25 protein-coding genes and 2 pseudogenes are annotated in these 24,446 nt (G+C 63.8%); 15 read left to right on the top strand and 12 right to left on the bottom strand.

The genetic code is table 11. From position 1 onward, the window contains the following. Positions 1-207: 207 nt before the first annotated feature. From GCT19_RS08395 to GCT19_RS08380, 4 genes are all read right to left on the bottom strand, one after another. Positions 208-411, bottom strand: a complete 204-nt coding sequence (locus GCT19_RS08395; protein ID WP_176137193.1) for a Sec-independent protein translocase family protein — start codon at positions 409-411, stop codon at positions 208-210. Positions 412-527: 116 nt separating this feature from the next. Beyond that, the gene (locus GCT19_RS08390; protein ID WP_152851603.1) at positions 528-920 is read right to left on the bottom strand and encodes a hypothetical protein; all 393 of its coding nucleotides are present in this window, start codon (positions 918-920) and stop codon (positions 528-530) included. A gap of 14 nt (positions 921-934) precedes the next feature. Next, a complete protein-coding gene (locus GCT19_RS08385) occupies positions 935-1,324 on the bottom strand; it encodes a hypothetical protein (RefSeq protein WP_152851602.1) in 390 nt (129 codons plus the stop codon). Beyond that, positions 1,321-1,692 carry a tlde1 domain-containing protein gene (locus tag GCT19_RS08380; protein WP_152851601.1) on the bottom strand — a complete coding sequence of 124 codons (372 nt, stop codon included), beginning with the start codon at positions 1,690-1,692 and terminating at the stop codon, positions 1,321-1,323. The genes GCT19_RS08385 and GCT19_RS08380 overlap by 4 nt, the downstream gene beginning before the upstream one ends. A 374-nt stretch (positions 1,693-2,066) precedes the next feature. On the opposite strand from GCT19_RS08380, the pseudogene GCT19_RS08375 reads away from it, so the two are divergent. From GCT19_RS08375 to GCT19_RS08350, 6 genes and pseudogenes are all read left to right on the top strand, one after another. Beyond that, positions 2,067-2,463: pseudogene (locus tag GCT19_RS08375) on the top strand (amino acid synthesis family protein); the annotation flags it as partial. A 143-nt stretch (positions 2,464-2,606) separates the two neighbouring features. Then, positions 2,607-4,559: an ABC transporter permease gene (locus GCT19_RS08370; RefSeq protein WP_152851600.1), complete on the top strand. Its 1,953-nt coding sequence runs from the start codon at positions 2,607-2,609 to the stop codon at positions 4,557-4,559. Continuing rightward, on the top strand, positions 4,556-5,368 hold the full coding sequence (locus GCT19_RS08365) for an ABC transporter ATP-binding protein (RefSeq protein WP_321576777.1): 813 nt from the start codon (positions 4,556-4,558) through the stop codon (positions 5,366-5,368). Before GCT19_RS08370 ends, GCT19_RS08365 begins: the two co-directional genes overlap by 4 nt. Next, the gene (locus GCT19_RS08360) at positions 5,365-6,078 is read left to right on the top strand and encodes an ABC transporter ATP-binding protein (RefSeq protein ID WP_018433995.1); all 714 of its coding nucleotides are present in this window, start codon (positions 5,365-5,367) and stop codon (positions 6,076-6,078) included. Before GCT19_RS08365 ends, GCT19_RS08360 begins: the two co-directional genes overlap by 4 nt. Before the next feature lie 4 nt (positions 6,079-6,082). Continuing rightward, a pseudogene (locus tag GCT19_RS08355) lies at positions 6,083-6,464 on the top strand (c-type cytochrome); the annotation flags it as partial. Positions 6,465-6,555: 91 nt separating this feature from the next. Next, entirely contained in the window at positions 6,556-7,764 is a 1,209-nt protein-coding gene (locus GCT19_RS08350; protein WP_026228400.1) for an ABC transporter substrate-binding protein, read from the top strand. A 96-nt stretch (positions 7,765-7,860) separates the two neighbouring features. Here GCT19_RS08350 and GCT19_RS08345 read toward each other — a convergent pair whose 3' ends face one another. Then, positions 7,861-8,112, bottom strand: a complete 252-nt coding sequence (locus GCT19_RS08345) for a hypothetical protein (RefSeq protein ID WP_013092329.1) — start codon at positions 8,110-8,112, stop codon at positions 7,861-7,863. 194 nt (positions 8,113-8,306) lie between these two features. Between GCT19_RS08345 and GCT19_RS08340 the strand changes: the two genes are divergently transcribed. After that, positions 8,307-8,831, top strand: coding sequence for a DUF6496 domain-containing protein (locus GCT19_RS08340; RefSeq protein WP_152851599.1), 525 nt, complete (start codon positions 8,307-8,309; stop codon positions 8,829-8,831). Positions 8,832-8,931: 100 nt separating this feature from the next. On the opposite strand, the gene GCT19_RS08335 is transcribed toward GCT19_RS08340, so the two are convergent. Then, positions 8,932-10,260: an aspartate aminotransferase family protein gene (locus GCT19_RS08335; RefSeq protein WP_152851598.1), complete on the bottom strand. Its 1,329-nt coding sequence runs from the start codon at positions 10,258-10,260 to the stop codon at positions 8,932-8,934. A gap of 190 nt (positions 10,261-10,450) precedes the next feature. On the opposite strand from GCT19_RS08335, the gene GCT19_RS08330 reads away from it, so the two are divergent. Then, complete coding sequence (locus GCT19_RS08330; RefSeq protein ID WP_018433999.1) at positions 10,451-11,866, top strand: aminotransferase-like domain-containing protein; 1,416 nt, start codon at positions 10,451-10,453, stop codon at positions 11,864-11,866. Positions 11,867-11,887: 21 nt separating this feature from the next. On the opposite strand, the gene GCT19_RS08325 is transcribed toward GCT19_RS08330, so the two are convergent. Beyond that, a complete protein-coding gene (locus tag GCT19_RS08325) occupies positions 11,888-12,511 on the bottom strand; it encodes a LysE family translocator (RefSeq protein WP_152851597.1) in 624 nt (207 codons plus the stop codon). Between the two features lie 257 nt (positions 12,512-12,768). On the opposite strand from GCT19_RS08325, the gene GCT19_RS08320 reads away from it, so the two are divergent. Both GCT19_RS08320 and GCT19_RS08315 read left to right on the top strand, forming a co-directional pair. Further along, positions 12,769-13,671 (top strand): glutamate/aspartate ABC transporter substrate-binding protein, encoded by a 903-nt coding sequence (locus tag GCT19_RS08320; RefSeq protein ID WP_018434103.1) that lies wholly within the window; start codon positions 12,769-12,771, stop codon positions 13,669-13,671. A gap of 127 nt (positions 13,672-13,798) precedes the next feature. Continuing rightward, positions 13,799-14,200 carry a hypothetical protein gene (locus GCT19_RS08315; protein WP_176137189.1) on the top strand — a complete coding sequence of 134 codons (402 nt, stop codon included), beginning with the start codon at positions 13,799-13,801 and terminating at the stop codon, positions 14,198-14,200. 66 nt (positions 14,201-14,266) lie between these two features. Here GCT19_RS08315 and GCT19_RS08310 read toward each other — a convergent pair whose 3' ends face one another. The 3 genes from GCT19_RS08310 to GCT19_RS08300 all read right to left on the bottom strand — a co-directional run bounded on the left by GCT19_RS08310 (position 14,267) and on the right by GCT19_RS08300 (position 17,768). Beyond that, positions 14,267-16,066, bottom strand: coding sequence for a chloride channel protein (locus GCT19_RS08310; RefSeq protein WP_026228427.1), 1,800 nt, complete (start codon positions 16,064-16,066; stop codon positions 14,267-14,269). Between the two features lie 2 nt (positions 16,067-16,068). Then, complete coding sequence (locus tag GCT19_RS08305; RefSeq protein WP_018434106.1) at positions 16,069-16,485, bottom strand: MarR family winged helix-turn-helix transcriptional regulator; 417 nt, start codon at positions 16,483-16,485, stop codon at positions 16,069-16,071. A gap of 116 nt (positions 16,486-16,601) precedes the next feature. Next, the gene (locus tag GCT19_RS08300) at positions 16,602-17,768 is read right to left on the bottom strand and encodes an HPP family protein (protein ID WP_152851596.1); all 1,167 of its coding nucleotides are present in this window, start codon (positions 17,766-17,768) and stop codon (positions 16,602-16,604) included. 301 nt (positions 17,769-18,069) lie between these two features. On the opposite strand from GCT19_RS08300, the gene GCT19_RS08295 reads away from it, so the two are divergent. From GCT19_RS08295 to GCT19_RS42655, 4 genes are all read left to right on the top strand, one after another. Further along, positions 18,070-18,387, top strand: a complete 318-nt coding sequence (locus tag GCT19_RS08295) for a DUF1840 domain-containing protein (protein WP_018434108.1) — start codon at positions 18,070-18,072, stop codon at positions 18,385-18,387. Positions 18,388-18,513: 126 nt separating this feature from the next. Continuing rightward, on the top strand, positions 18,514-19,050 hold the full coding sequence (locus GCT19_RS08285) for a CBS domain-containing protein (protein ID WP_227749214.1): 537 nt from the start codon (positions 18,514-18,516) through the stop codon (positions 19,048-19,050). A 248-nt stretch (positions 19,051-19,298) separates the two neighbouring features. Next, positions 19,299-19,796, top strand: a complete 498-nt coding sequence (locus tag GCT19_RS08280; RefSeq protein WP_152851595.1) for a universal stress protein — start codon at positions 19,299-19,301, stop codon at positions 19,794-19,796. 36 nt (positions 19,797-19,832) lie between these two features. After that, positions 19,833-19,970 (top strand): hypothetical protein, encoded by a 138-nt coding sequence (locus GCT19_RS42655; RefSeq protein ID WP_018434112.1) that lies wholly within the window; start codon positions 19,833-19,835, stop codon positions 19,968-19,970. A 128-nt stretch (positions 19,971-20,098) separates the two neighbouring features. Here the strand turns inward: GCT19_RS42655 and GCT19_RS08275 are convergent, their stop codons facing one another. After that, positions 20,099-22,306, bottom strand: a complete 2,208-nt coding sequence (locus GCT19_RS08275) for a TonB-dependent receptor (protein ID WP_152851594.1) — start codon at positions 22,304-22,306, stop codon at positions 20,099-20,101. Between the two features lie 312 nt (positions 22,307-22,618). Between GCT19_RS08275 and GCT19_RS08270 the strand changes: the two genes are divergently transcribed. Beyond that, on the top strand, positions 22,619-23,050 hold the full coding sequence (locus tag GCT19_RS08270; protein ID WP_026228430.1) for a response regulator: 432 nt from the start codon (positions 22,619-22,621) through the stop codon (positions 23,048-23,050). Positions 23,051-23,160: 110 nt separating this feature from the next. Here the strand turns inward: GCT19_RS08270 and GCT19_RS08265 are convergent, their stop codons facing one another. Next, on the bottom strand, positions 23,161-23,952 hold the full coding sequence (locus GCT19_RS08265) for a DUF4410 domain-containing protein (protein ID WP_152851593.1): 792 nt from the start codon (positions 23,950-23,952) through the stop codon (positions 23,161-23,163). Positions 23,953-24,446 lie beyond the last annotated feature (494 nt).

Below are 24,446 nucleotides of genomic sequence, written 5' to 3'. Positions count from 1 at the left end.
GAGCCAATCAGCAAACGCGCGACGGATATTTCCGTCGCGCGTTTTTTATGCGGCGGTCGTCGCTATGACGCTTGCCGGCATCTGCACGCACAGCGAGCGCAATTCAGTCTCCTTGAGCACCTCGCGAGTGGAGACGTGCTCACGTTAGTAAGGGTTGCGATAGCGGCCGGCCATTTCAGTATTTCCGTTCGAACTGGACGCGACAGGTCAGGACTGTCTCGAGTTCAATGCAGGCCAGCGGGCCAAGGCAATGAACCACAGTAGAACGACGTTCACCACCGGAATGAAGGCAAGCAGCGACCAGACTCCCGCATATCCCGCCTTCTTCAGGATCAGCCATAGCGGGATTATCTCCGCGATAACGACAACAAGAACAAACACCAGCCAGTGCCAAATGGAAAAAGCGCCCACGCCTACCTCCATCTTTAAAATTGACGGGCAGAGCTAAGTATAACGACGCAAGGCCGATCCTTGATCAATGTAAAAAAGACCCACGCGAAGCGGGTCCGCGTCTGACCCGGCGCGAGTCACTCGATCTGCCTGTACCGAGTGTCCCCGCTGATACGCTGCAACTGTTTCGAAACGATAAGAAACTGTTCGTCACTAATCGTGCACTCCAGTTCGCCTATCTCATACACAGCAACCAGCTTGATCTTATTTCCATTTCGCTCCTCAAAGGTGATCTGATAGACCCCGCGCCACTTTTGTTCGCCATCTTCGTATTTACCGATCTTCTCGGACGCCAGTCGCACGGCTTTCGTTTTCGTAGCATCGAAATCCAAGGAGAGGATGTCTGTTTTTCTCACCGCCATCTGGGCCACATAGGCCGGAAATCGGTCGCCGCATGGGGGGTATGGGCCGGTTTCCGCCAGGCATAGCGCGGGAAAAGATAGCAGTAGGACTGCAAAAGCGTGTTTCATGGATTCAAACGGCCTCACTCTATCTGCTTGAACATTCTGTCGTTCTCGACTCTTGGCAACAAATGCTTCGAAACGACAAAGACCTCTACGGAACTCATCGAGCATTCAAATTCGCCAGCGTCGTCCACAGTAATCACCTTGACCTTGTTTCCGTTTTTTTCGTGGAAGGTGATGTGATAGACCTCACGCCACAACTGTTCACCATCCTCCGATTTTCCAATTTTCTCGGACGCCAGTTGCACGGCTTGGGTTTTCGTATAGTCGATACTGCCAAGCATGCCGGCGTCTTTCAGGCTGTTTTCGGCGATGTTGGTCGGCCACCTGTCGCATGGCGGGTTCGGTCTGCCTTGCGCCAGGCACAGCGCGGGAAGCGATAGCAGCAGGACTGCAAAAATGTGTTTCATGAATGTTCCACCCTAAGCATTCTGTCGCCACTGTTCCAGATCTGCTTGCGGTATGGGAGGTGCAGAACGATACATCCATTTGACGCGTTGCCGGGTTCCTTCATGCTGTCGCCGTGGATCATGAAGCCGTCGCGCCCGCCCAGGCTGGTTCCCGCAACGGGGTTGAGCCGCATGGAATGCGGTCCAGTTTTAGGGTGCGGAAATGGTGCGGTAATTTCATATAGGCCAACGGGGATTGGTCCGCGGTCGCGGACATACTGGCTACTGTGCTTGTTCTTGTGCTCTCCCTTGCCGGAATATCCCTTATCTGTGACTAATTTGTCGTTGTGATACAACAAATGGCACTCATGCTTGTAAATCCAAACCATCGTCTTTTTCTCATTGGTTGTACGAACCAACGATTAAACCAGATCAGCCGATTGCACACAATTTTTAAGATATGCGTCAGTTTGATCTGTATTCCCATATATCGCTTAACGTCACCACCTGGTAAAAAGCATAGGGCGCGTAGTTATTCAATTCGACTTTGCAGTGGGCTGATTCGACGGGAAAAGAAAGAACCACGCCGCAACGACTGACGGCGCAACACAACACAAAGAACGCGCAACGTGGCGACGAAGAAGAACGGGAAGAATGCAGCCGAAACGAACGTCCAAAAATGCGAGAATGGCTTGCGCTGAAACCGAAGCGGTGCACACCAATTCACAGCAAACCGCAATGCAACGAACCTCGGAGAGCAGAAATGGCAATCAGGCTTCGCAAGCTACTGGTCGTGCAGCCAGACCGTCGAGCCGTCCCGTGCCGTGCGGTCGCGATCGCGGTGATCGATAATGCGTATGCGGGCCGCTACGAGGCGAAGCTCGACGCGCTGATCGAAGCCCGCGAGGAACCCGGCACGCTGCTCGGCAAGCGCTGCGTCGAAGCGATCGGCATCGCGCCCGGCGAGGCACAAAGCTACGGCAAGGGCGGCGATCGTCGGCGAGGCGCGCGAGCTCGAACATGAGGCCGCGATCCTGCATCCGGAGCTCGGTGCGCCGCTGCGCGCGGCGGCCGAGAAAGGCGCGGCTCCGGTGCCGTCGGCGAAGAAGATCGGCACGCTCGGCACCGCGATCGACGTGCCGCTCGCCCACAAGGACGCCCTTCGCTTGTTGCCCGGGCTGTTTCGCTGGTAGTGTCCTGCCTTTGACGCGGGCGCGCATGGTGCCGCCCGCGCTGCAACGTCCGCCGTTCGGCCGCAGCGCATGTTGCGTGGGCGCCGTTCGGCGAGCTGCCGAGGGTCACGATGCTTTCGAATCTGCTGGTACAACTGGTCAATGGACTCGCCGACGCGTCGACGCTGTTTCTGGTCGCCGCCGGTTTGTCGTTGATCTTCGGCGTGACGCGCATCGTCAACTTTGCGCATGGCTCGTTCTATATGTTCGGCATCTACGTCGCGTACAGCATCGCGAGCCGCTTTGGCCAAACGGTGGGCGGCTTCTGGCTGTCGGTGTTGGCCGCCGCGCTCGCAGTCGCGGTGTTGGGCGCGCTAGTCGAAATCGTCGTGCTGCGGCGGATCTATCAGGCGCCCGAGCTGTTCCATCTGCTCGCCACCTTTGCGCTCGTGCTGATCTTTCGCGACGCCGCGCTGTGGCTTTGGGGCCCCGACGATCTGTTCGGTCCGCGAGCGCCGCATCTCGCGGGCGCGGTCGACTTTCTCGGCCATCCGCTGCCCACTTACGACATCGCGCTGATCGTGATCGGTCCGGTCGTATTGCTGCTGCTGTGGTACGCGTTGACGCGCACGCGTTGGGGCACGCTGGTGCGCGCCGCGACGCAGGATCGCGAGATGCTCGGCGCGCTCGGCATCGATCAGGCATGGCTGTTTACCGGCGTGTTCTTCATCGGCGCGTTTCTGGCGGGACTGGGCGGCGCGCTGCAAGGGCCGCGCATGTCGGCGAACCTGTCGCTCGACCTGGAGACGATCGGCAATGCGTTCGTGGTCGTCGTGGTCGGCGGCATGGGTTCGATTCCGGGTGCGTTCATCGCGGCGCTGCTGATCGCCGAAATCAAGGCGCTGTGCATCGGCATCGGGCACGTGACGATCTTCGGCATCGGTTTGTCGCTGAGCCGCTTTACGCTGGTGGCCGAATTCGTCGTGATGGCGGTCGTGCTGGTGATGCGGCCGTGGGGCCTGCTCGGCCGCGCAAGCGCCACGGTGCGCGCGATGGGCGCACCGGAAACGCCATTGCGTCTGGCGAGCAAGCGTCTGAAGTGGCTCGCAGCCTTCGTGTTGCTGGTGCTGGTGCTGGCGCCGCTCGCGGCCAACGCGTTTCCGTATATGCCGGTGTTGCTCGTCGAAATCCTGATCGCGGTGCTGTTCGCGACGAGCCTGCATTTCATCATGGGCCCGGGCGGTCTGCATTCATTCGGTCATGCCGCGTACTTCGGACTCGGCGCCTACGGCGCGGCGCTGTTTCTCAAAGTGCTGAATCTGCCGATGGAAGCCGCGTTGCTGCTCGGGCCGCTGCTCGCGGTGGTGGGCGCGCTCGTGTTCGGGTGGTTTTGCGTGCGCCTGTCCGGCGTCTATCTGGCGATGCTGACGCTCGCGTTCGCGCAGATCGTCTGGTCGGTCGTGTTCCAGTGGGACGATGTGACGGGAGGCAGCAACGGCATTCTCGGCCTATGGCCGTCGAACTGGCTGTCGTCGCCGGTCTCGTTCTACTACCTGACGCTCGCGTGCGCGGTGCTCGGCGTGTGGCTGTTGCGCCGCATGCTGTTCTCGCCGCTCGGCTATGCAATGCGCGCGTCGCGCGATTCCGCGCTGCGCGCCGAGGCGATCGGCATCGACGTGAAGCGGGTGCAGTGGGCGTCGTTCGTGATCGCGGCATTGTTCTGCGGACTCGCCGGATCGCTGTACGCGTTTTCGAAGGGCAATATCTCGCCCGAAGTGATCAGCGTGAGCCGCTCGGTCGATGGCCTCGTGATGGTGCTGCTCGGCGGCTTGCAGACCTTGAGCGGGCCGATCGTCGGCGCGGCCGTGTTCACGTGGCTGCAGGACACGGTCGCGCGACAGACCGACTACTGGCAGGCGCTGCTCGGCCTCGCGATCCTGCTGCTGGTGATTGCGTTTCCGCAGGGGATCGTCGGCTTCATTCGCGTGCGTTTCGGCGACGCGAACGGCGATCAGGCCGACAGGACCAACGGCGGCGCCGCGTCGCCATCGCAACGGACCGCCGCGGTCAAGGAGGGCCTGTGAGCCTGCTGCGTGTAAGCGGTCTGTCGCGATCGTTCGGAGGGCTGAAGGCGGTCGATGACGTTTCATTCGAGCTCGAGGCCGGTCAACTGCTGGCGCTGCTCGGGCCGAACGGCGCGGGCAAATCGACGTGTTTCAACATGGTCAACGGCCAGTTGCAGCCGTCTTCGGGTTCGATCCTGCTCGACGGTCATGAACTCGTCGGCATGCGGCCGCGCGATATCTGGCGGCGCGGCGTGGGCCGCACGTTCCAGATCGCCGCGACGTTCAACTCGATGACGGTGCTCGAAAACGTGCAGATGGCGCTCGTGTCGCGCGAGAAAAAGACCTTCGGCCTCTGGAGGCCGGCGGGTTCGCACTATGCCGACGAAGCGTTCGCGCTGCTCGAACAGGTCGGCATGAGCGAGCACGCGAAACGCGCGTGCGGCGTGCTCGCGTATGGCGACGTGAAGCGCGTCGAACTCGCGATCGCGCTGGCGAACCGGCCGAAACTGCTGTTGATGGATGAACCGACCGCCGGCATGGCGCCGAAGGAACGCAACGAATTGATGGCGTTGACCAAGCGTCTGGTGAACGAACACCAGATCGGCGTGCTGTTTACCGAGCACAGCATGGACGTCGTGTTCGCGTACGCCGACCGGATGATCGTGCTCGCGCGCGGCAAGCTGATCGCCGAGGGTGACGCCGATACGATCCGCAACGACGCCCGTGTGCAGGAGGTCTATTTCGGCACCGGCAAGACGTTCCAGCCGCACGCGTCGCTGCAGGACGCGCAGGCCAATACGCAGAACGGCAAGGGGGCGCAGCAATGAGCGAACCGATGCTGAAAGTCGCCGGCCTCAATGCGTTCTATGGCCGCGCGCACATCCTGTTCGACGTCGGCCTCGAAGTCGGCCGGGGCGAAGTGGTCGCGCTGATGGGCCGCAACGGCGCCGGCAAATCGACGACGATGAAAGCGGTGATGGGATTGCTGCCGCGCCGCCACGGCGAAGTGACGTTTCGCGGCCAGAACATCAGCGCGCTTGCGCCGTACAAGATCGCGCGCATGGGCGTCGGCTTCGTGCCGGAAGACCGCCGCGTGTTCGCGGACCTGACGGTGATGGAGAACCTCGACACGGGCCGCCAGCCGCCGCGCGAAGGCGCGCCGCAATGGACGCCCGACAAGCTGTTCCGCCTGTTTCCGAATCTCGGCGAAATGCCGAAGCGCCCCGGTGGCCAGATGAGCGGCGGCGAGCAGCAGATGCTGACCGTGTCGCGCACGCTGATGGGCAATCCGTATCTGGTGCTGCTCGACGAACCGTCCGAAGGCGTCGCGCCGGTGATCGTCGAGCAGATGGCAAACATGATTCTCGAACTGAAGCGCGAAGGGCTGTCCATTCTGTTGTCGGAACAGAATCTGCACTTTGCCGAGCTGGTCAGCGACCGCGCGTATGTGCTCGAAAAAGGGCAGATCCGTTTCAGCGGCACGATCGGCGAACTCGCACAGAACGAAACAGTGAGGCGCGACTATCTGAGCGTGTGAATTCGCCGCGACCGCGCGGGAATTCGAGCGGACCGCCACGATGGCGGGCACGCCAGTCACGGCGGGCGCGCGGCGTTTCGACCGTGCGGGGCGTGCCATCACACCGGCAGCGGCCCGCAACTGTTCGGCTTGCATCCGTCGCTCGCGCTGAATACGAGCCTGCACGGCACGACACCGGGCAACCTGATTCGCGTGATCCTCGACGGCATCGGCTCGCCTGCGCGGCCCGAACTCGGTACGATGCCGGCTTACCGCGATAGTTTCAACGGCGCCCAGGTCGCCGAGCTCGTGTCGTACCTGCGCGTGCAGCTCGCGGGCGGCAAGCCGGCATGGGGGACGTCGCCGCGAACGTGGCCAGAATCCGCGCGGAGCCGCCCGAGCAATGAGCCGCGGCCGCAGGTGCGCAGGTCCGCGCGCTTGTCCGTCCGCCCGTTCGTACGTCTGACAAAACCATTCTTTTGATTACGGAGTTAACGCATGACCACGCGCGCAGGATGGATCTCTCGGCTCATGGTGTCGACCGTGTGCTCGTTTGCCGCGCTCGGCGCGAGCGCCCAGCAGACCATCAAGATCGGCGAGATCAATAGTTACAAGGCTCAGCCCGCCTTTCTCGGGCCTTACAAGCAAGGCTGGAATCTCGCGCTCGAGCAGGTGAACGCGGCGGGCGGCGTGCTCGGCAAGCAGCTCGAAGTGATTTCGCGTGACGACGGCGGCAACCCCGGCGACACGGTCCGCGTCGCGCAGGAACTGATCGCGCGTGAGCAGGTGCAGCTGCTGTTCGGCGGCTTCCTGTCGAACACGGGCCTCGCGCTCGCCGACTTCGCGAAGCAGAAGAAGATCTTCTTCCTCGCCGCCGAACCGCTGACCGACAAGATCGTCTGGGCCGATGGCAACAAATACACGTACCGTCTGCGTCCTTCGACCTACATGCAGGTTGCGATGCTGGTGCCCGAGGCCGCGAAGCTGAAGAAGAAGCGCTGGGCGATCGTGTATCCGAACTACGAGTACGGGCAATCGGCGGTGGCGACCTTCAAGAAGCTGCTGACTGCCGCGCAGCCCGACGTGCAGTTCGTCGTCGAACAGGCGACGCCGCTCGGCAACGTCGACGCGGGCGCCGTGACCCAGGCGATCGCCGACGCGAAGCCCGACGCGATCTTCAACGTGCTGTTCGCCGCCGACCTCGGCAAGTTCGTGCGCGAGGGCAATACACGCGGGCTTTTCAAGGATCGCGCGGTGGTGTCGCTCTTGACCGGCGAGCCCGATTACCTCGATCCGCTCGGCGCCGAAGCGCCGACCGGCTGGATCGTGACCGGCTACCCGTGGTATTCGATCGATACGGCCGCGAACAAGCAGTTCGTCGACGCGTATAAGGCCAGATATCACGACTATCCGCGGGTGGGCTCGGTGGTCGGCTATTCGGCGCTGATGTCGATCGCGGACGGCATCAAGAAGGCGGGTTCGACCGATCCGGACAAACTCGCCGCCGCGTTCAAGGGGCTCAACGTGCAGACGCCGTTCGGTCCGATCACGTACCGCGCGCAGGACAATCAGTCCACCATGGGCGCGTATGTCGGCGTGACCGGCGTGAAGGACGGCAAGGGTGTGATGACGTCGTACCGCTATGTGGATGGCGCGAGCGTGCAGCCATCGGACGCCGAGGTGAAGAAACTGCGGCCAGCGGATTGAGGACGCGGCGCGCGGCGCTCCGTCGTGACTGCCGCGCAATGGCCGCGTGAGTGCCGGTGAATGCGCTTGCGCAGCGGCTTTTGCCGCCGGCGAAACCTACTCTTCCGCGTCGTGCTCCGTGACGAACCGCTTCAGATAAGCGAGCACGGCCGCTTCCATCGCGCGATGATCGGCGGTGTTTTTCGAGCCCGCGTTTTCTTCGTCGCCGAACAGCGTGGACGGCGCGTTGTGCACGTCCACTTCCTGCCCCTCGCGAAACACGCGAATCTCGTGGACGTCTTCGACGTACTCGGCGATCCAGTGCACGCCCTCGATATGTGCGCCAGCGCGAACCGTAACTATCTTCATGGCTGTCTCCGTGCAAGCGGTCGAATTGAGTTGGCGCCTCGGCGCTTACTCCCGTCCCATGTCCACAACCATACGCCGTCCCGCCGATGCACGCGAGTCCCGCCGCGCAACGACCGCCGGGACATCGCGCGGATAGGCGCTCCGGCACGCTCGTTGCTGAACGATAGAGCCTCAACCACAACCGGAGAACCGTCATGCCAGAGCAGAAAACCTTGAAGCGTGCCGCGGCCGATAAACGCGCGGGCAAATCAGCGAGTACCCAAGCGGGAGAGTTCATCAAGGAACAGGTGGACAAGGTCCGCGCCGGCAAGCACGGCGTGCGCTCGCCGAAGCAGGCGATCGCGATCGGGCTGTCCGAGGCGCGGCGCGCGGGCGTCGACGTAAAGCCGCCCAAGAAGGGGCCGACGAGCGAGGCGACCCGCAAGAAAGCGCAGAAGGACAGTGCGGCGGGCAAGCACGTCGGCGCCGCGAAGAAGAGCGCGAGCAAGGAGTCGAGCGCTAAACGCTCGCGTGTGTCGGAGAGCGTGCTCAAGCGCGAGAGCAAGGCCGGCGCGTCGTCGGCGGCGATGTCGAAGCAGGCGAAGTCGGCGGCGGCCAAGCGGCCTGCCGCGAGCCGCTCCGCCGCCGCCAAAAAGGCCGCGGCGACCAAGGGCGCGGCCGGACGCTCCGCTGCCGCGAAAAAGGCCGCGCAAACGCGGGCGTCGCGCGCTCATCACTGAGCTTGCGGCTCGCACAGCGGCGGCAATAGAAAAGAGCGGCGCACGCATGGGCGTGCCGCCGCTCTTTCGTTGTTGGCCGGGGGCGCGCTGGCGCGCCTTCTTACTGCACCGTCGCCAGCACCTCGCCAACCGTGCGGAAGAGTCGCGCGATCTGCTCTTCGTCGATGATCAGCGGCGGCGAGAACGCGAGGATGTCGCCGGTGAAGCGGATCAGCACACCCGCCTCGAAGCATTTGACGAACGCCTCGTAAGCGCGTGCGCCCGGCGCACCGTCGCGCGATTCGAGTTCGATGCCCGCGACGAGGCCGAGATTGCGCACGTCCTTCACATGCTTCGCGCCGCGCAGCCCATGCGCGGCGGCTTCGAACGTCGGCGCGAGGCTGGCGGCGCGCTCGAACAGCTGGTCGCGGCGGTACAGATCGAGCGTTGCGATCGCGGCCGCGGCCGCGGCCGGATGCGCCGAGTACGTGTAGCCGTGGAACAGCTCGATCGCGCCCGGCGCGCCGCTACCGACGACCGTGTCATGGATCGTGCGGCTCGCCGCGACCGCACCCATCGGAATCGACGCGTTGTTGATCGCCTTCGCCATCGTGATCAGGTCCGGCGTGACACCGAAGTGTTCGCTCGCGGTCGCCTTGCCGAGACGGCCAAAGCCGGTGATCACCTCGTCGAAGATCAGCAGGATGCCGTGCTTCGTGCAGATCTCGCGCAGCTTCTGCAGATAGCCTTGCGGCGGAATCAGCACGCCCGTCGAGCCGGCCACCGGTTCGACGATCACAGCGGCGATCGTCGAAGCGTCGTGCAGCGCGACGATGCGCTCCAATTCCTCGGCCAGATGCGCGCCCCATGCGGGCTGGCCCTTCGAGAACGCGTTGTGTTCAAGGTTGTGGGTGTGCGGCAGATGATCGACCGCCGGCAGCAGCGCGCCCGAAAACGTCTTGCGATTCGGCGCGATGCCGCCGACCGAAATGCCGCCGAAGCCGACGCCGTGATAGCCGCGCTCGCGGCCGATCAGACGCGTGCGCTGAGCTTCGCCGCGCGCCCGATGATAGGCGAGCGCGATTTTCAGCGCGGTATCGACCGATTCGGAGCCCGAGCTCGTGAAGAAGATGCGGTCGAGCCCTTCCGGCATCAGCTCGGCAACCTTGGTCGCCGCTTCGAACGCGAGCGGGTGGCCCATCTGGAAGGTCGGCGCGAAGTCGAGCGTCGACAGCTGCTGCGTGATCGCGGCGACGATTTCATCGCGGCTATGACCGGCGTTCACGCACCACAGCCCGGCGCAGCCGTCGAGAATCTCGCGCCCGTCGGTGCTTCGGTAGTACATGCCCTTCGCCGACTCCAGCAGGCGCGGCGCGGCCTTGAACTGGCGGTTGGCGGTGAAGGGCATCCAGAAGGACGACAGATCGTCGATGACGGGGCGCGAAGTCATGGCATCTCCTCGAAGTGGGTGTCGGTTGAGGGCTTTGAGCGTAGCCAAACTGTAGTCCTCGCGGTTTAATGGCGGCATAAACAGTTGACGAAGTGTGGTGCCAACTGTGCTGGCGGATTGGCGCGAACTGTCCCGGTAGGCGGGCGCTCCGCGGTCGGTCTTTTTGCCCCTGGTTTTTTGGCCCGAAAACATGATCGAACTGGACCTTCAACGCGACCGGCGTGCGGCGCCGACGCTCGTCGAACAGGTCGTGCAAGGCTTCGCGCGCGCGATCGACGCGCAATCGCTGCGCGCCGGCGCGCTGCTGCCATCGGTGCGGCAGCTTGCGCAAAGCCACGCGCTGAGCACCTTCACGGTGACCGAGGCGTACAACCGGCTCGTGTCGATGGGGCTGGTGGTCGCGCGGCGCGGCTCCGGCTATCGGGTGGCGGCGCGCTCGCCGTCCACGCGCGCGGCCGTCGCCGACTGGACGCCGCCGAGCCTGACGGCGACGTGGCTGCTATCCGACGTGTTCGCCGATCACTCGGTGCCGATCAAGGCCGGCTGCGGCTGGCTGCCGAGCGAATGGACCAACGAGAGCGGCTTGCAGCACTCGCTGCGCGCGCTGAGCCGGGTGCCGGCCGCGCGTCTCGGCGACTACGGCCATCCATACGGCTTCGCGCCGCTGCGCGAGCGCATCGCCGAACAACTCGACCGGCGCGGGCTACCCGTCGACGTCGCGAACGTGCTGCTCACGCAGGGCGCGACCCAGGGACTCGATCTGATCGTGCGCACGCTGCTGCGTTCGGGCGATGCGGTGATCGTCGAGGACCCCGGCTACTGCAACCTGCTGCAGATCCTGAAACTCGCCGGGCTGATCGTGCATGGCGTGCCGCGCACGCCGGCCGGCGTCGATACCGAGGTGCTCGAAACGCTGGTCGCGCGGCACAAGCCGAAGGCGATTTTCGTCAACACCACGCTGCAGAATCCGACCGGCGCGACCTTCGGCATGTCGGCCGCGTTCCGCTTGCTGCAGATCGCCGAGCGGGAACGCATCTGGGTCATCGAAGACGACGTGAGCCGCGAACTCGCGCCGGCCGGCGCGCCGCTGCTGGCGGCGATGGAAGGCTTGCAGCGGGTGTTGCACGTCGGCGGCTTTTCGAAGACGGTGACGCCGTCGCTGCGCTGCGGCTACGTGGTGGCCGAGCAGGCGGTGCTGCGCGAACTCGCGCGCACGAAGATGGCGGTGGGGCTGACGTCGTCGGAAGCGATCGAGCGGATCGTCGACAAGGTGCTGGTGGAAGGGCGTTACGCGCGCCACGTCGAGATGGTCAACGAGCGGCTGAAGCTCGCGCACGTGGCACTCGAAGAGCGGCTCGACGCGCTCGGGCTCGAGGTGTTCCACCGGCCGCGCGCGGGGCTCTTCATGCTGGCGCGTCTGCCGATCGAAGCGGAGCGCGCCGCCGAGGTCGCGACCGCCGCGCTCGCGCACGGCATCTGGCTCGCGCCGGGCTCCTACTTCCGTCCCGACGACGCGCCGAGCGCGTGGTTCCGCTTCAACGCGCCGTATTCGACCGACGACGCGTTGTGGCGCTTCATCGAGCGGGTCGGGCAGGGGGCGTGGTAGACGCGGCGGCGCGTCGGAAGCTCAGCCGCCGTGCCCGACCAGCTTCAGCGCGATCGGATACAACGACCCGACGAGCAGCAGCGCCATCGCGACGTTGAAGATGCGCAGCCGTTTCGGGTTCGACAGCACCTCGCGCATCGCGGTGCCGAAACCGGCCCACACGCAGATGCACGGAAAGCCGATCACATAGAACACCGCGGCCATTGCAACGGCGTTCATGCCGAAGCTGTTGCTCAGGTGAATCGTCGTCGCGGCGGTCAGCACCATCATCCACGCCTTCGGATTGACCCATTGGAACGCGATCGCCTCGTGAAAACGCATCGGACGACGCTCGCCATTCCTGAGCTTCAGCTCGCCCGACGTGCCGATTTTCCACGCCAGATACAGCAGATAAGCGACGCTGACGACTTCGAGCACCGTGTACAGCACGGGGAAATGCACGAACGCCTCGCCGAGGCCGACGCCGACCGACAACATCAACAGCACCACGCCGACGCTGATGCCGGACAGATGCGGTAGCGTGCGGCGAAAGCCGAAATTGACGCCCGACGCAAGCAGCATCGTGTTGTTCGGGCCCGGCGTGATCGAGGTGACGAGCGCGAACAGAATGCCGGCGGGCAGCGCGCTGAGAGTGACGAAAGACATGGGAGCTCCGGTGTCGCCAACAGAAAACGGTGAAGTTCATTCTAGCGAGAGGCTCCGGTACAGTACCTGTACGGTTTTGAAAATGGTCTCCAGTACGGATCTATGATGACTTGATGAGCGGGAAACGCCGTCGCACGGCGTGTCGGCACTCGGTAGTTAACATATGTTGCAATTAATTTTTTAATGGCAACATATGTAGACGGCTGGCACAGCAGCCCGCCATCCATCAGGAACCTGCAGCACGATCGGAGATACCCATGAAAGTGATGAATTGGTCCGCTGTTGCCGTGCTCGTGGCGGCAACCTCGGTGAGTCCTGGCGCGTTCGCGCAGGACGCGACGTCCACGCTCGCGAAGATCCAGCAAAGCGGCGTGATCGCGATTGGCCATCGCGAGACCTCGGTGCCGTTTTCCTACGTCGATGCGAACAACGAAGTGATCGGCTTTTCGCAGGACCTGTGCAACAAGATCATCGATGCGGTGAAGGCGAAAACGAAGCATCCGGACCTCAAGGTGCGCTTCATCCCGGTCACCTCGCAGAATCGCATCCCGCTCGTACAGAACGGCACGGTCGATCTCGAATGCGGCGTGACAACCAATCTCGCCGCGCGCCAGAGCCAGGTGACGTTCGGCGACACCTTCTTCGTCGCGACGACGCGCCTTCTGACGCGCAAGGACTCCGGCATCAAGGACTTCCCGGATCTCGCGGGCAAGACGGTCGTGACGAATCAGGGCACGACGTCCGAGCGCATCCTGCGCAAGATGAACGAAGACAAGAAGATGAACATGCAGATCATCAGCGCGAAGGATTACGGCGAAGGGCGCCTCACGCTCGAAAGCGGCCGTGCCGTCGCGTACATGATGGATGACGTGTTGCTCGCCGGCACGCGCACGCTGACCGCCAAGCCGTCGGACTGGATCATCACCGGTACGCCGCAATCGTCGGAAGCGTATGGCTTCATGTTGCGCCGCGACGATCCCGAGTTCAGAAAGCTCGTCGACGACACGCTCGAACAGGTGATGAAAGGACCCGAAATCCACACGATGTACGACCGTTGGTTCGTCAAGCCGGTGCCGCCGAAGAACATCAGCTTCGACTTTCCGATGAGCGATTCGCTAAAGCAGCTTTACGCGCAGCCGAACGACAAGGCGCTCGAATAACGGCTTTTGCCGCGATTGCGTGTAGGAACTGGTTTTTGCGTGGCGGTCTTTGCCTCTTTCCTCTATACCTGGCTATAGGGGGTGCGTTTCAGTTGAACGTCGCCCATAGCGGGAACGGAGGTGCAAAGTGAAGAAGCCGATGGAAACTTCGCGGCGCGGACGGATTTTCCTCTCTGGAATCCTTCCTGCCGCGTTGGCGTTGGCAAGCGGCGTATTCATGGTGTCTGCCAACGCCGACGCGCCAACGCGCGCGATTACGATCGTATCGGGCACTTATGGCGGGAATTGCGGCGCGCCACGCGGCAACCTGACTCGCGAGCTAGAGCGTCATTGCAACGGACGGGAAACTTGCGATTACCCGCTACCCGGTCTGCACAAAGGCGGCACGACGCTGGCATGCCCACGCGATTTCCACGCCGAATGGCATTGCGACCACGCGGACTTCCACACCGCGGCGCTGGGTCCCGGCGCGAAATCGGGTGACACGCTCGTGCTGGGTTGCGTCGAGTCGCGTGGTGCGGGCAAATAGCTGCATGCGCGAATAGAAAGGCCGAGGCCCTTATGGGACTCGGCCTTTGATTTTTGCCGCGGTCTTTTAGCTGGTTTTGCGAACCGGCGCGAAGCGCCGCTTGACGAGCGACGGCCCGATACGACGGAACCGCTCCCGTTTGTGTTCCTCTTCGAAGTGAGCGAGCGACGGCTTGACCAAGTCGCTGCGCGACACGATTCCGACCAGACGCATGCTGTTGCTATCGGCGACCACCGGCAGGCGTTCGAGCCCCAGCACGGCGAGCCGCGTCGCGACGAGGCGGCAGGTTTCGGATGACAAGGCAAATGCGGTGTTGTGCTGCGCGAACACGTCGGCGAGGGTCATCGCGCGCTTGCGCTCCGGGTCCTCGGCGCAGAAGCGTTCGAGCGACAGGCGATCGGCCACGCCGATCACGGCGCCGTCGCGCACCACCGGATACGCGCGGCGCTGCTGGTTCGCGCCGAATAGCGTCTGCAGCGTTGCGCCGACCGTCGTGGCGGCATCGACCGATTCGACCGAGGCGGTCATCACTTCGTCGACATAGTGGCGCTCGAGCGGATCGACGCCGTACTCGCGATAGATGTGATAACCGCGTCGCGCGATTTTCTCGGTCATGATCGAGCGCCTCATCACCACCGTGGAGAAGCCGTGCGCGATCAGCGTCGCTGTCAGCAGAGGCAGCAGCGCATTGGCGTCGTGCGTGAGGCCGAACGCGAACACGATGGCCGTCAGCGGCGCGCCGAGCGTGGCGCCAAGCGTCGCCGCCATGCAGACGAGTGGCCACAGCGCCGGCTCGCTGCCCGGCAGCCAGTGCGCGAGCACTGTGCCGAGTCCGGCGCCGAGCATCAGCAGCGGTGCGAGCACGCCGCCGGACGTGCCCGAGCCGAGCGCGATGACCCACATCACCGCCTTCACGGTGAGCAGCAAAAGCGCCACCTGCACCGCAATATGCTGATGCAGCAAATCGCCGATCACGTCATAACCGACGCCGAGCGCGCGCGGTTCGAGCCAGCCGCCAATACCGACGACGATACCGCCGAGCGCGGGCCACCACATCCAGTGGATCGGCAGCTTGCCGAACAGGTCTTCCACCTTGTAGAGCGCGGCGGACAGGCCGGACGCCAGCGCGCCCGACAACACGCCCGCGACCGCGCACGACAGCAGCGACCAGCCATCGGGCGCGGCGGTCTGCAGCGGAAACAGCGGACCCGTACCGAAGAAAATCGCGCGGGCGAAGCCGGCGACCGCGCAGGCCACCGCGACCGGCAGGAAGCTGCGCGGGCGCCATTCGAACAGCAGCAGTTCGACCGCGAGCAGCACGGCCGCGAGCGGCGTGCCGAACACCGCGGTCATGCCGGCCGCGGCGCCGGCTACGAGCAGCGTCTTACGTTCCGCCGACGTGACCTTCACGCACTGCGCGATCAGCGAGCCGAGCGCGCCGCCGGTCATGATGATCGGCCCTTCCGCGCCGAACGGCCCGCCGCTGCCGATTACGATGCCCGACGACAACGGCTTGAGCACGGCCACTTTCGGCGACATCCTGCTCTTGCCGAACAGGATCGCTTCGATCGCCTCGGGAATGCCATGGCCACGAATCTTTTCGGAGCCGAAGCGCGCCATCAGTCCGACGATCAAGCCGCCGATCACCGGCACGCCGATCACCCAGATGCCGAGCGTATTGGTGGCGGGCGAGCGGTCGACGAACGACAGCGTGCCGAAGAAGAACAGGTTGGTGAACAGGCGAATCAGGTTCAGCAGAACAAAAGCGGCAAACGTACTGACGAGGCCGATGCACGCGGCGAGCGCGAAAATGCCGGGCAGCCGTGCATTCGCCGCGAAGTCGCGTTTGTGGGAATCCATGCTCATGGTTAGTCGAGGTCGATCTGAGGAATCCGGAAGGAGCCTTCGAGCGATCTCAATTCGGCGCGATGCAGTTCAGCGAGCCGCTCGAGTACCCGTTCTCCCGCTTTTTCGATGTGTACTTCAACCTGGCGACGATCGGTCTCGCTGACCTGGCGGCGCACTAGACTCAGTGCCTCGCAGCGCGATACCAGTGCGACGACGCCATGATGTTGCGCCTGCAGACGCTCCGCGAGTTCGCCGACGGTCGCCCAGTCGCGCTCGGGATAGCCCTTGATATGCAGCAACAACAGGTATTGCAACGGCGTGATGCCCTCGTTCTGCGCGGCTTGCTCCGAGAAGCGCTCGAAGCGCCGCATCTGGTAGCGAAACTCCGACAACTGCTCGAAATCGCTCTTGACGAGCTTGCGAGTCCGTACTTTCATGAGATATCCGCCGATGTGAAGAAACGAAAAAATATATCACATCATGAGGTATTTAGGTGGATTGCGGCCGTGGCAACGGCATCGCGCGGCAGGTCTCCTTGCTTTTTAACTGAAAATCAGGCCGCCTTGCGGGCTTGGGTGGCGGTTTGCCGATACAGGCCGGAGATCAGGTCCACCTGCGTGATCATGCCGACCACGCGCCCCACGCGATCGAGCACTGGTACGTGGTGATGGCCGTAGTTCGCGAACATCGGCACGAGTTCCGTGATCGGATCGGAGGCCGCGACGGTGCACACTTCGGTGGTCATCAAGCTGCCGACGTTCGACGTGCGAAGCGCATCGCCGCGCAGCCAGCCGTCGAAGTAGTTCAGGATAGGACCGAGCGCGCCGAAGCCTTTCCTGTCGACGAAATCGGCGCGCGTGACGATGCCGAGCAGCTTTTGCTTCACATCGACGACCGGCAGCGCCTTCACGTTGTGGCGCCTGAACAGTTCCCATGCTGCTGCGGCGCGTGTGCCTGGCGACACGGACACGACGTGGCGGGACATCACGTCTTCGCAGCGCAGTTCGTCGAAGCTGCGCGAGAAAGCCTGCAGCTGCGTTTCGCGCAGCAGCGAATAGAGGTCGTCGGTGCCGATGTCGAGCATTTCGTCACGGCGTCGAAGCACGGCTTTGACGTCGTCGCGGGTGAAGCCGACACGCGCGGCTTCGTCGGCGGCCTGGTTCGGCGTCGCACGATCCTGGCGTCCCGCATGCGGGTAGCGGTGGCCGGTTGCCGCGTGATAGACGAGCGCCGCGAACAGCAGCGCGGCCGACTGAATCGCGATCGGTTCGAGCACGAAGCGGTAGCCGAGCGCATGAATGACCGGGCCGCCCAGTACCGCGGTCAACGCGACCGCGCCCGACGGCGGGTGCACGCAGCGCAGCGCGAACATGCCGGAAATCGACAGCGCCACCGCGAGGGCGGCCGCGAGCGTTGGATCGCCGATCAGCATCGCGCAGGTCACGCCGACCGTCGCGGACACCAGGTTGCCGCCGATGATCGACCACGGCTGCGCGAGCGGACTCGCGGGCACCGCGAACAGCAGCACGGCGGAAGCGCCCATCGGCGCGACCAGCAGCGGAATGTTTGCGGCGGGACCGAGCAGCAGATACATCAGACCGCCGGTGAACGCGATGCCGAGCAGCGCGCCGAGGCACGAACGCGCGCGCTCGTGCCATTTCACGGTGACCGGTGCGGGGAGAAAGCTGGCGAGCCAGCCGAGAGCAGGAGAGCGGGACAAGATAGGAGCGGAAAGTAGTCGATGATGCCGGGCCCGACATTACCGGGGAAACCCTGGCAACGCGAATACAGTCTGGTCATGATTATATTTCAATATGATATAAAAAGTTCTCCAGCCCCTGCGCGGCGCGCGAAATCTGTCGCATATCGCAGACAGTCGACAGCTCGCACGACGTCCTTCAGCCAGGCCCTTAATCGCCGATCCGCCCGTGCTTGTTTATCACGTTGTGATATAAAATGATGACAGACGCGATCGGGACCGTTCGTTGGCCGTTGCCTGATAGACCGATAAGGGAGCCATCATGATGATCACATTTCAATCCACGGCGTCGCCGGATGTCGTCATGCTCAGGGATCTCGCGCAGTATCTGCTGGCCCTGATCGGCAAGCGACTCGGCGAGCGGGGCGTCATCAGCCACGACGAGCTGGTGCACGCGATCGATCGTCTCGAAGCCGCCATCACCGAAGACGCGGCCGCGGAAACGACCCTCGAAGCATTGCACTGTTCAACGAATAATCAACGCGAGTCGCGCAACCGGCTGTCGCAGCGCGCGTGGCCTTTTCTGGACATGATGCGTGCGGCGCGCGACTCGGACGCGGACATCATCTGGGGGCTGTAGTTCGTCGCGACTTACGTCGCGTCGACGCTTCGCAATCCTCCTTAGTACGATTTGCGCCGTTCCACTTGCCTATGGGTTCCCACCTGCAGAGGAAACTGGCCCATACCAGCTGCCGATGCGAGCTCCATGTGCCGCGTCGCGCGACACCGGGTGCGAAGCCGCGTGATCGGCGCGTATGGCGGCACCGTTGTCGACCAGTTGTCCAGTGGAGCGGTGGTGCTCGTGAAATGGCCGAACGGTTCGCCGCACGAGGCATGGACCGGTAGGTCGCATGGCCATGGTTTGCCCGTCGATCCCGCGGCAAACGCTCGTCATCACGTGGATGAAGTGATGACGCGCACGGTGAGGACGATCGATGCGAGCCTCAGCGTCGCCGACGCGCTCGCGCAATACTTCGGCTCGACGCAGATTCATCGCGCGTACCCGGTGGTGCAGGCGGGGCGGCTTGTCGGCATGGCGGATCGGCAGATGCTGAGCGCGGCGCTCGACGAGGGGCGCGCGACGGCGACGGTCGGCGAGCTGTGCGCGAGTGATGCGCACTTCGCAAACGAGCGGCTCGACATCGCGTTGCCGGAAGAGACCTGCCGGCATGTCGCCGCGCGTCTGGCCGCGCGTTCGCTCGATCGCGTGCCGGTCGTCGCCGATACCAGAGCCATCGGCTGATCGGCATCGTGTCGCGCCACGATCTCGTCAAACCCTCGCTGTCGATCTTCAACGAGGAACGCGAACGGAAACGGTTCCGGCGCATTTCGCTATTCCAGGGCAGGGATTCGGTGGCCACCGAACCTCGCGAATAGTGCCTGTTTAACGGCGTTTCTGTAGGTATTTGCATGCATTGGTGTCGCGCGGTATATGTCACGAACTGACATATAATTAATTGATGACTTGCCGCGCGGCGCAAGGAGGTTCTCATGTCGAGCTTCAGGCGCATTCTTCTCTGTTACGACGGAACACGCGAAGGACAACACGCGTTGAAGGACGGTGCCGCTCTCGCGCAAGACCTGAACGCGGAAGTCCACCTGCTGTCCGTCCTCAACAATACGGCGTGGATGCAGGGCGCGGACATCACGTCCGCGGTGCCGGTCGATTTCATCAACGAATCCGCCAAAGCGGTGCTCAACGAGGGCTTGCAGAAACTCGCCGCACGCGGAATTCGCGCGACCGGTCATCTCGCGATCGGCGAACCACTCGATGAGATTCCGTTTTTCGCTAACGATCTGAAGGCCGATCTGGTCGTCGTCGGTCATCGTCGCAGTCACGGACTCGCGCGATGGTGGAGTGGCCGGCACGACGGGCTACTGCTCGATCGTGTGACGTGCAGTGTGCTGGTGACGATGGGCGCGGCGGCCGATGCGCCGGCCGCCGTCGCAGGCACGGGCGAAACCGAGCGGTCCGCCGAACATTCATGAGCGTTGTGTTGTGTTGCGTTGGCACGGAGGCACACCATGAAAGTCGGCGACGAACAGTTCAATCATCCTCAGCCCGTCAAGCACAGCGATAACGAAAAGAGCAAGCTGCCGCAGCGCGCCGCCGATGCGCAGCGGCCGAAGAAGAAACCCGAAGGCGAGCCGCCGGTCGAGTGACGCGGGGCGGCGTCACGCCGTTCAATTCGAGCGCAAACACTAAAACGCTGCCAGGCCCGAAAGCCTGGCAGCGTTTTAGTCATGCGTGAGAGTCGCCCGGCACGGGCGACCGACATCGCTTCAGACGATCAGAAGTCGGTGCTGACCGACAACAGGAACGTACGCGGCGCACCCTGGGTCAGGTACGTCGTCGCGCCGTAGGCCGACACGGCTGACCAGTAAGCCTTGTTCGTCACGTTCTGCACGGTGGCGCGCAATGTCGTCCTCTTGCCGTAGATGGACGTCTCATAACGCGCGCCGAGGTCGAAGCGGTTCCACGACGGGATCGACAGCGTGTTGGCCGCATTCGCTTCCTGCGCGCCGGTATGGATCCAGCGCGCGTTGACGGCGAGTCCCGGCACCATCGGAATGTCGTAATCGGCGCCCAGGTTGAACAGGAAGGTCGGCACGCCCACCGGACGGTTGCCGTTGAGGGTTCCGCCTTGCGTGTTCTCGAGCGTCGCGTCCATCAGCGAAGCGCCGGCCAGCAGACGCAGGCCCTTGAGCGGCTCGCCGTGCACTTCGGCTTCGAGGCCGCGATGGCGTTCGTTGCCGTTCAGGCCATAGATATGCGTGGCCGGGTCGGTGAATGCCGACGGCTGTTCGATCTGGAAAGCGGCAAACGACGCACCGAGCCTTGCGGTGTCGTACTTGACACCCACTTCCCACTGTTTCGTGCGCACCGGCGCCAGTTGCTGACCGTAGTTCAGCGTGCCAGCCGGCGCGATGCTGCCCGCGGCCAGCGCTTCGCTGCGGTTCGCGAAGATCGAGACGTTCTGAGTCGGGCGCAGAACGAGGCCGAACAGTGGCGTCGTGATGCCGTCGCTGTAGTTGCCGCTGCCAATGCCGGTGTTGTCGTAATTGGCCGTCGCGATCTGCTGGCGGCGCGCGCCGACCGTGAACAGCACCCGGTCATGCAGGAAGCCGAGCGTGTCGGACGCGGACACGCTGCGGATCACCGTGGTGGCCGTCATGCCCGGATCGGCCAGGTTGCCGCCTGACATCGTCGTGGGCGGGAAGGGCGTTTGCACCGTGTTGTACAGCGAGACTGGGCCCATGAAGGCGTAGGTCCACGCGGAGCTGGTGTTCTGGCTCGTAATGGCGCCGCCCACCGCGACCATGTGCGACACCGGACCGGTGTCGAAGCGGCCGCGCACGCCGACTTCGGCGGAGGTCGAGTTCTGGTTGAACGGCACGCCCAGACGCGCGCCGGTGACGCCGGCCGACGAATAGGTCGGGTTGTAGTATTCGCCCTGTTCGACCGTGCGACGCACGCCGCCGGTCGCATAAGCGGTCCAGCCGGGCAGGAAGTCGTATTCGGCCTTCAGGATGCCGACCGTGTCTTCGAGGTTCGTGTACGACCAGTTCTGCCCGTAGTTGTACGTCGCTGGCGGCACCGCAGGAATCGCGTCGGTGAAGTAGACGACCGGGCGGCCGTCGCTGACGTGCTCGCGCTGATACAGGAAGTCGCCGGACAGCCGCAGCTTTTCGCCGCGCCAGTCGAGCGCGATAGCCGTGGTGTTGTCGCGGCGATGTTCGCCATCGATGCTCGTCTCACCGTCGCGATTCGCCTGGTTCACGCGAATCCCGAACTGGCCTTCGCTGCCGAAGCGTCGGCCGACGTCGACGTGCGCGCCGAACTCGCCGGAGCCGCTGGTTGCGAGCGTCACGTTGGTCGTGGGCGTGTCCTCGGCCCTTTTGAGCTGTACGTTCACGCCGCCGCCGATCGCCGAACCCGTTGGCGAAGCGCCGTTCAGGAACGCGTTGGCGCCCTTGAACACGTCGACCCGCTCGAGCGCAGCGGTCGAGACCAACTGGCGCGGCGTCACACCGTAGAGACCGTTGATCGAGATATCGTCGGCATTCAACTGGAAGCCGCGAATCACGAACACTTCCGAGAAGTTGCCGTAGCCGTAAGCGGTCCGCACCGACGGGTCGTTTTCGACCACGTCCGACAGCGTGCGCGCCTGCTGATCCTTGATCAGCCTGGCCGTGTAGGTCGTCATGCTGAACGGCATGTCGATGTTGCGCTGCTTGCCGAGCACGCCGTAGTCGGCGCCGCGCGCGACCTGGCCGCCCGCGTATGTCGGCGACAGATCGCCGGGGAGTTCCTCGACGGCGGCCGCCTGAACCTTGATGGCAGGAAGCGTGCCGTCAGCGGCGGGGGCAGTGTCAGTCGATTGAGCGAGCGCGCAGGCCGGACTAAAAGCGACGGCGATGGCGGCGAGGATGGTAGCGCGATGCAGATTGGCTTGTGCAGGCGTGGCCTGCGGGCGATTCCAGCGTGAAACGGACATGAATTGGAGAGTAGGCGTGGTCGTCGATCTTCCGTACCGGGGCGCTAGTTGGAATCCGGGCGGCATTTTTCTTGGTTGCACGCGCGGACGAACCCATTTATGCAAGCGGTCCGCGCGAGGAACGAAAGGTTCGGCCGGATTATAGTGCAAATGCGAATCATTCCTATTGCGGAAATGCAACGATTTACAGAAAAGATGGCAAAAGTGGGTGCTTTTGATGGCGTCGGGCCGCCGTGATGGGGGTTTGACGGCGCCGCATGGGCGGTACAGCGTTTGCTACCCGCCGAAAGGTTTAATCGCAGGCCGCCATACATGTCACGAAATTCGACTACCTGCCAGAGATGGAGCGCCCGAGAGGTCCAGATATTGCACGACGTGCCGCGCGTGCTCGTCGTCGACGACAACGAGAGCGCCGCCGAAGCGCTTGCCACCTGGCTTTCCTACGAGGGCGTCGAGGCACGCGCCGCGACCGGATGTACGGCGGCGCTGCACTGCGTGCGCAACTGGGTTCCCGACGTCGTCGTGCTCGACATCATGATGCCGGAGCGCGACGGCTATGAAACGGCGAGCGCGCTGCGCCGCTATCTGCCGACGCACAGCCTCGGCATCGTCGCGTTCACGTCGCTGGACGAAGATCACGTGAGGGAAACCGGCCGCGAGCGCCACAATTTCGACGGCTATTGCCAGAAAGGCACGGCGCCAGCCGCCCTGCTCGCACTGTTGCGAGGGTTGTGGCGCGGATAACGACGGGGCTCGCGCCGATAAAAAAACGCGGCGGCGAGGACATCGATCCACACCGCCGCGTTTGTCATCCGCGCTTTCAGTCGGGCGCGCAACCCGCCGCGCTCGACCGCTCAGCTCTTCCGCGCGGCCGGCATCCACCCGGCTTCGACGCCGAACTGGGCGATCTGTTTCGCGACCGCATCGGCGAGACGCTTGGCATCGTCCGACACGCCCGCGCGCTTCGTTTCAGTCACGCCGTGCAGGCCCGCGCCGGCCGCTGCCGCGGTCGCGACGGTGCCGGCCGCCGCGCCGACCCCCGCGGTTTCGACCATGCCAGGCATCTTGCCGCTGTCCGCGTTGGCCGTGAAGCTCTGCACGACGCGCGGCGCGCCCACAGCGGGTTGGTAGACGATCTGAACCGCGCTGCTCACCTCGCTCTTGCCCGCGCCGAGGCCGATCAGCGTGCGGCGGCGGCGATTGCCGGCGTCGATCGTCTCGAAGCTGCCTTGCACGAGCAGCACGTTCTGGCCGGGGGGCACCGGCGAGTCGGTGCGCACCGCGTGCAGGCCCATCGCCTGCAGCTGATGGACGATCTCGTCGGCGACCTGCTCGCGCACCTGGGCGGCATCGGCAACCTGCTTCTGCGCGTCCGACGAACCCGACATCTGCGTCTTCAGTTTCTGCAGCAGGCCGCTGTTATCGAGCTTGACCTGCTGCGGATCGGCATCGAACGTGTACACGTAGACCGTGTCCGGATGCATCGTCGACTGCGTGCCTGCGTCGGCCGTCGCGGACGTGCTCGTCGCGCTCAGATTCGTGACGCTGGCGCCGGCGCAGCCGCTCAGCAGCGCGCTGCCGCACACGAGTGCCATGCAGGTGAAACGGGCGGCGTTCTTTTTGATGAAGTTCACTGAAGTCAACATGATGGTCCTGTCGTCGGCACGCGGTGCCAGTGGGTTCGAGTCCATCGCCGATGATCGGGCAACCGTGGGATCGTCGATCATCGGCGAAGGGATTCGCACGTGAAGCCTTTCGATCTCATGCGTCTGTGATTCGTCACGCACCGGCAGCGAACGAAGTATGGGCGAGCGGCCCGCCGAACTCCATTCAACAATTATTTCGAGCGATGTCACGGCGACATCAGGCCGCGAAGCGCGACACGAAACGGCGGAAGAGCAAAACGAAGAAGAGAGAGGGCGCGGACGTCGAGCTGCCGATCAGTTCAAAGCGAGTTTGACGATGCAGCACAGCACGAACACGAGCAGGGCGGCGGCAATGGCCATGTCCATCGGATAGCGCATTCCTTCACCCTGTCCTGACGTTGCGGAGCTCCTATCGTAATGACCTGACGGAAGATGAAAAGCACCAGTGAAGCGCCAATGTGGGACAGGCCACGAAGTCCCGCAAAGCCGCGCGG

The organism is Paraburkholderia atlantica (assembly GCF_009362785.1).
Taxonomy (GTDB): Bacteria; Pseudomonadota; Gammaproteobacteria; order Burkholderiales; family Burkholderiaceae; genus Paraburkholderia; species Paraburkholderia atlantica.
Note: the sequence above shows the minus strand (reverse complement) of the source record. Positions and strands in the feature narration are given on the sequence as shown.

Coding starts and splice junctions, on each gene's coding strand:
- GCT19_RS08275 (WP_152851594.1), bottom strand. CDS start 22,306: ATGTCCGTTTCACGCTGGAATCGCCCGCAGGCCACGCCTGCACAAGCC.
- GCT19_RS08325 (WP_152851597.1), bottom strand. CDS start 12,511: ATGTCTTTCGTCACTCTCAGCGCGCTGCCCGCCGGCATTCTGTTCGCG.
- GCT19_RS08330 (WP_018433999.1), top strand. CDS start 10,451: ATGATCGAACTGGACCTTCAACGCGACCGGCGTGCGGCGCCGACGCTC.
- GCT19_RS08340 (WP_152851599.1), top strand. CDS start 8,307: ATGCCAGAGCAGAAAACCTTGAAGCGTGCCGCGGCCGATAAACGCGCG.
- GCT19_RS08265 (WP_152851593.1), bottom strand. CDS start 23,952: ATGTTGACTTCAGTGAACTTCATCAAAAAGAACGCCGCCCGTTTCACC.
- GCT19_RS08280 (WP_152851595.1), top strand. CDS start 19,299: ATGTCGAGCTTCAGGCGCATTCTTCTCTGTTACGACGGAACACGCGAA.
- GCT19_RS08345 (WP_013092329.1), bottom strand. CDS start 8,112: ATGAAGATAGTTACGGTTCGCGCTGGCGCACATATCGAGGGCGTGCAC.
- GCT19_RS08295 (WP_018434108.1), top strand. CDS start 18,070: ATGATGATCACATTTCAATCCACGGCGTCGCCGGATGTCGTCATGCTC.
- GCT19_RS42655 (WP_018434112.1), top strand. CDS start 19,833: ATGAAAGTCGGCGACGAACAGTTCAATCATCCTCAGCCCGTCAAGCAC.
- GCT19_RS08320 (WP_018434103.1), top strand. CDS start 12,769: ATGAAAGTGATGAATTGGTCCGCTGTTGCCGTGCTCGTGGCGGCAACC.
- GCT19_RS08380 (WP_152851601.1), bottom strand. CDS start 1,692: ATGGTTTGGATTTACAAGCATGAGTGCCATTTGTTGTATCACAACGAC.
- GCT19_RS08310 (WP_026228427.1), bottom strand. CDS start 16,066: ATGAGCATGGATTCCCACAAACGCGACTTCGCGGCGAATGCACGGCTG.
- GCT19_RS08335 (WP_152851598.1), bottom strand. CDS start 10,260: ATGACTTCGCGCCCCGTCATCGACGATCTGTCGTCCTTCTGGATGCCC.
- GCT19_RS08350 (WP_026228400.1), top strand. CDS start 6,556: ATGACCACGCGCGCAGGATGGATCTCTCGGCTCATGGTGTCGACCGTG.
- GCT19_RS08305 (WP_018434106.1), bottom strand. CDS start 16,485: ATGAAAGTACGGACTCGCAAGCTCGTCAAGAGCGATTTCGAGCAGTTG.
- GCT19_RS08385 (WP_152851602.1), bottom strand. CDS start 1,324: ATGAAACACATTTTTGCAGTCCTGCTGCTATCGCTTCCCGCGCTGTGC.
- GCT19_RS08270 (WP_026228430.1), top strand. CDS start 22,619: ATGTCACGAAATTCGACTACCTGCCAGAGATGGAGCGCCCGAGAGGTC.
- GCT19_RS08285 (WP_227749214.1), top strand. CDS start 18,514: ATGTGCCGCGTCGCGCGACACCGGGTGCGAAGCCGCGTGATCGGCGCG.
- GCT19_RS08370 (WP_152851600.1), top strand. CDS start 2,607: ATGCTTTCGAATCTGCTGGTACAACTGGTCAATGGACTCGCCGACGCG.
- GCT19_RS08390 (WP_152851603.1), bottom strand. CDS start 920: ATGAAACACGCTTTTGCAGTCCTACTGCTATCTTTTCCCGCGCTATGC.
- GCT19_RS08360 (WP_018433995.1), top strand. CDS start 5,365: ATGAGCGAACCGATGCTGAAAGTCGCCGGCCTCAATGCGTTCTATGGC.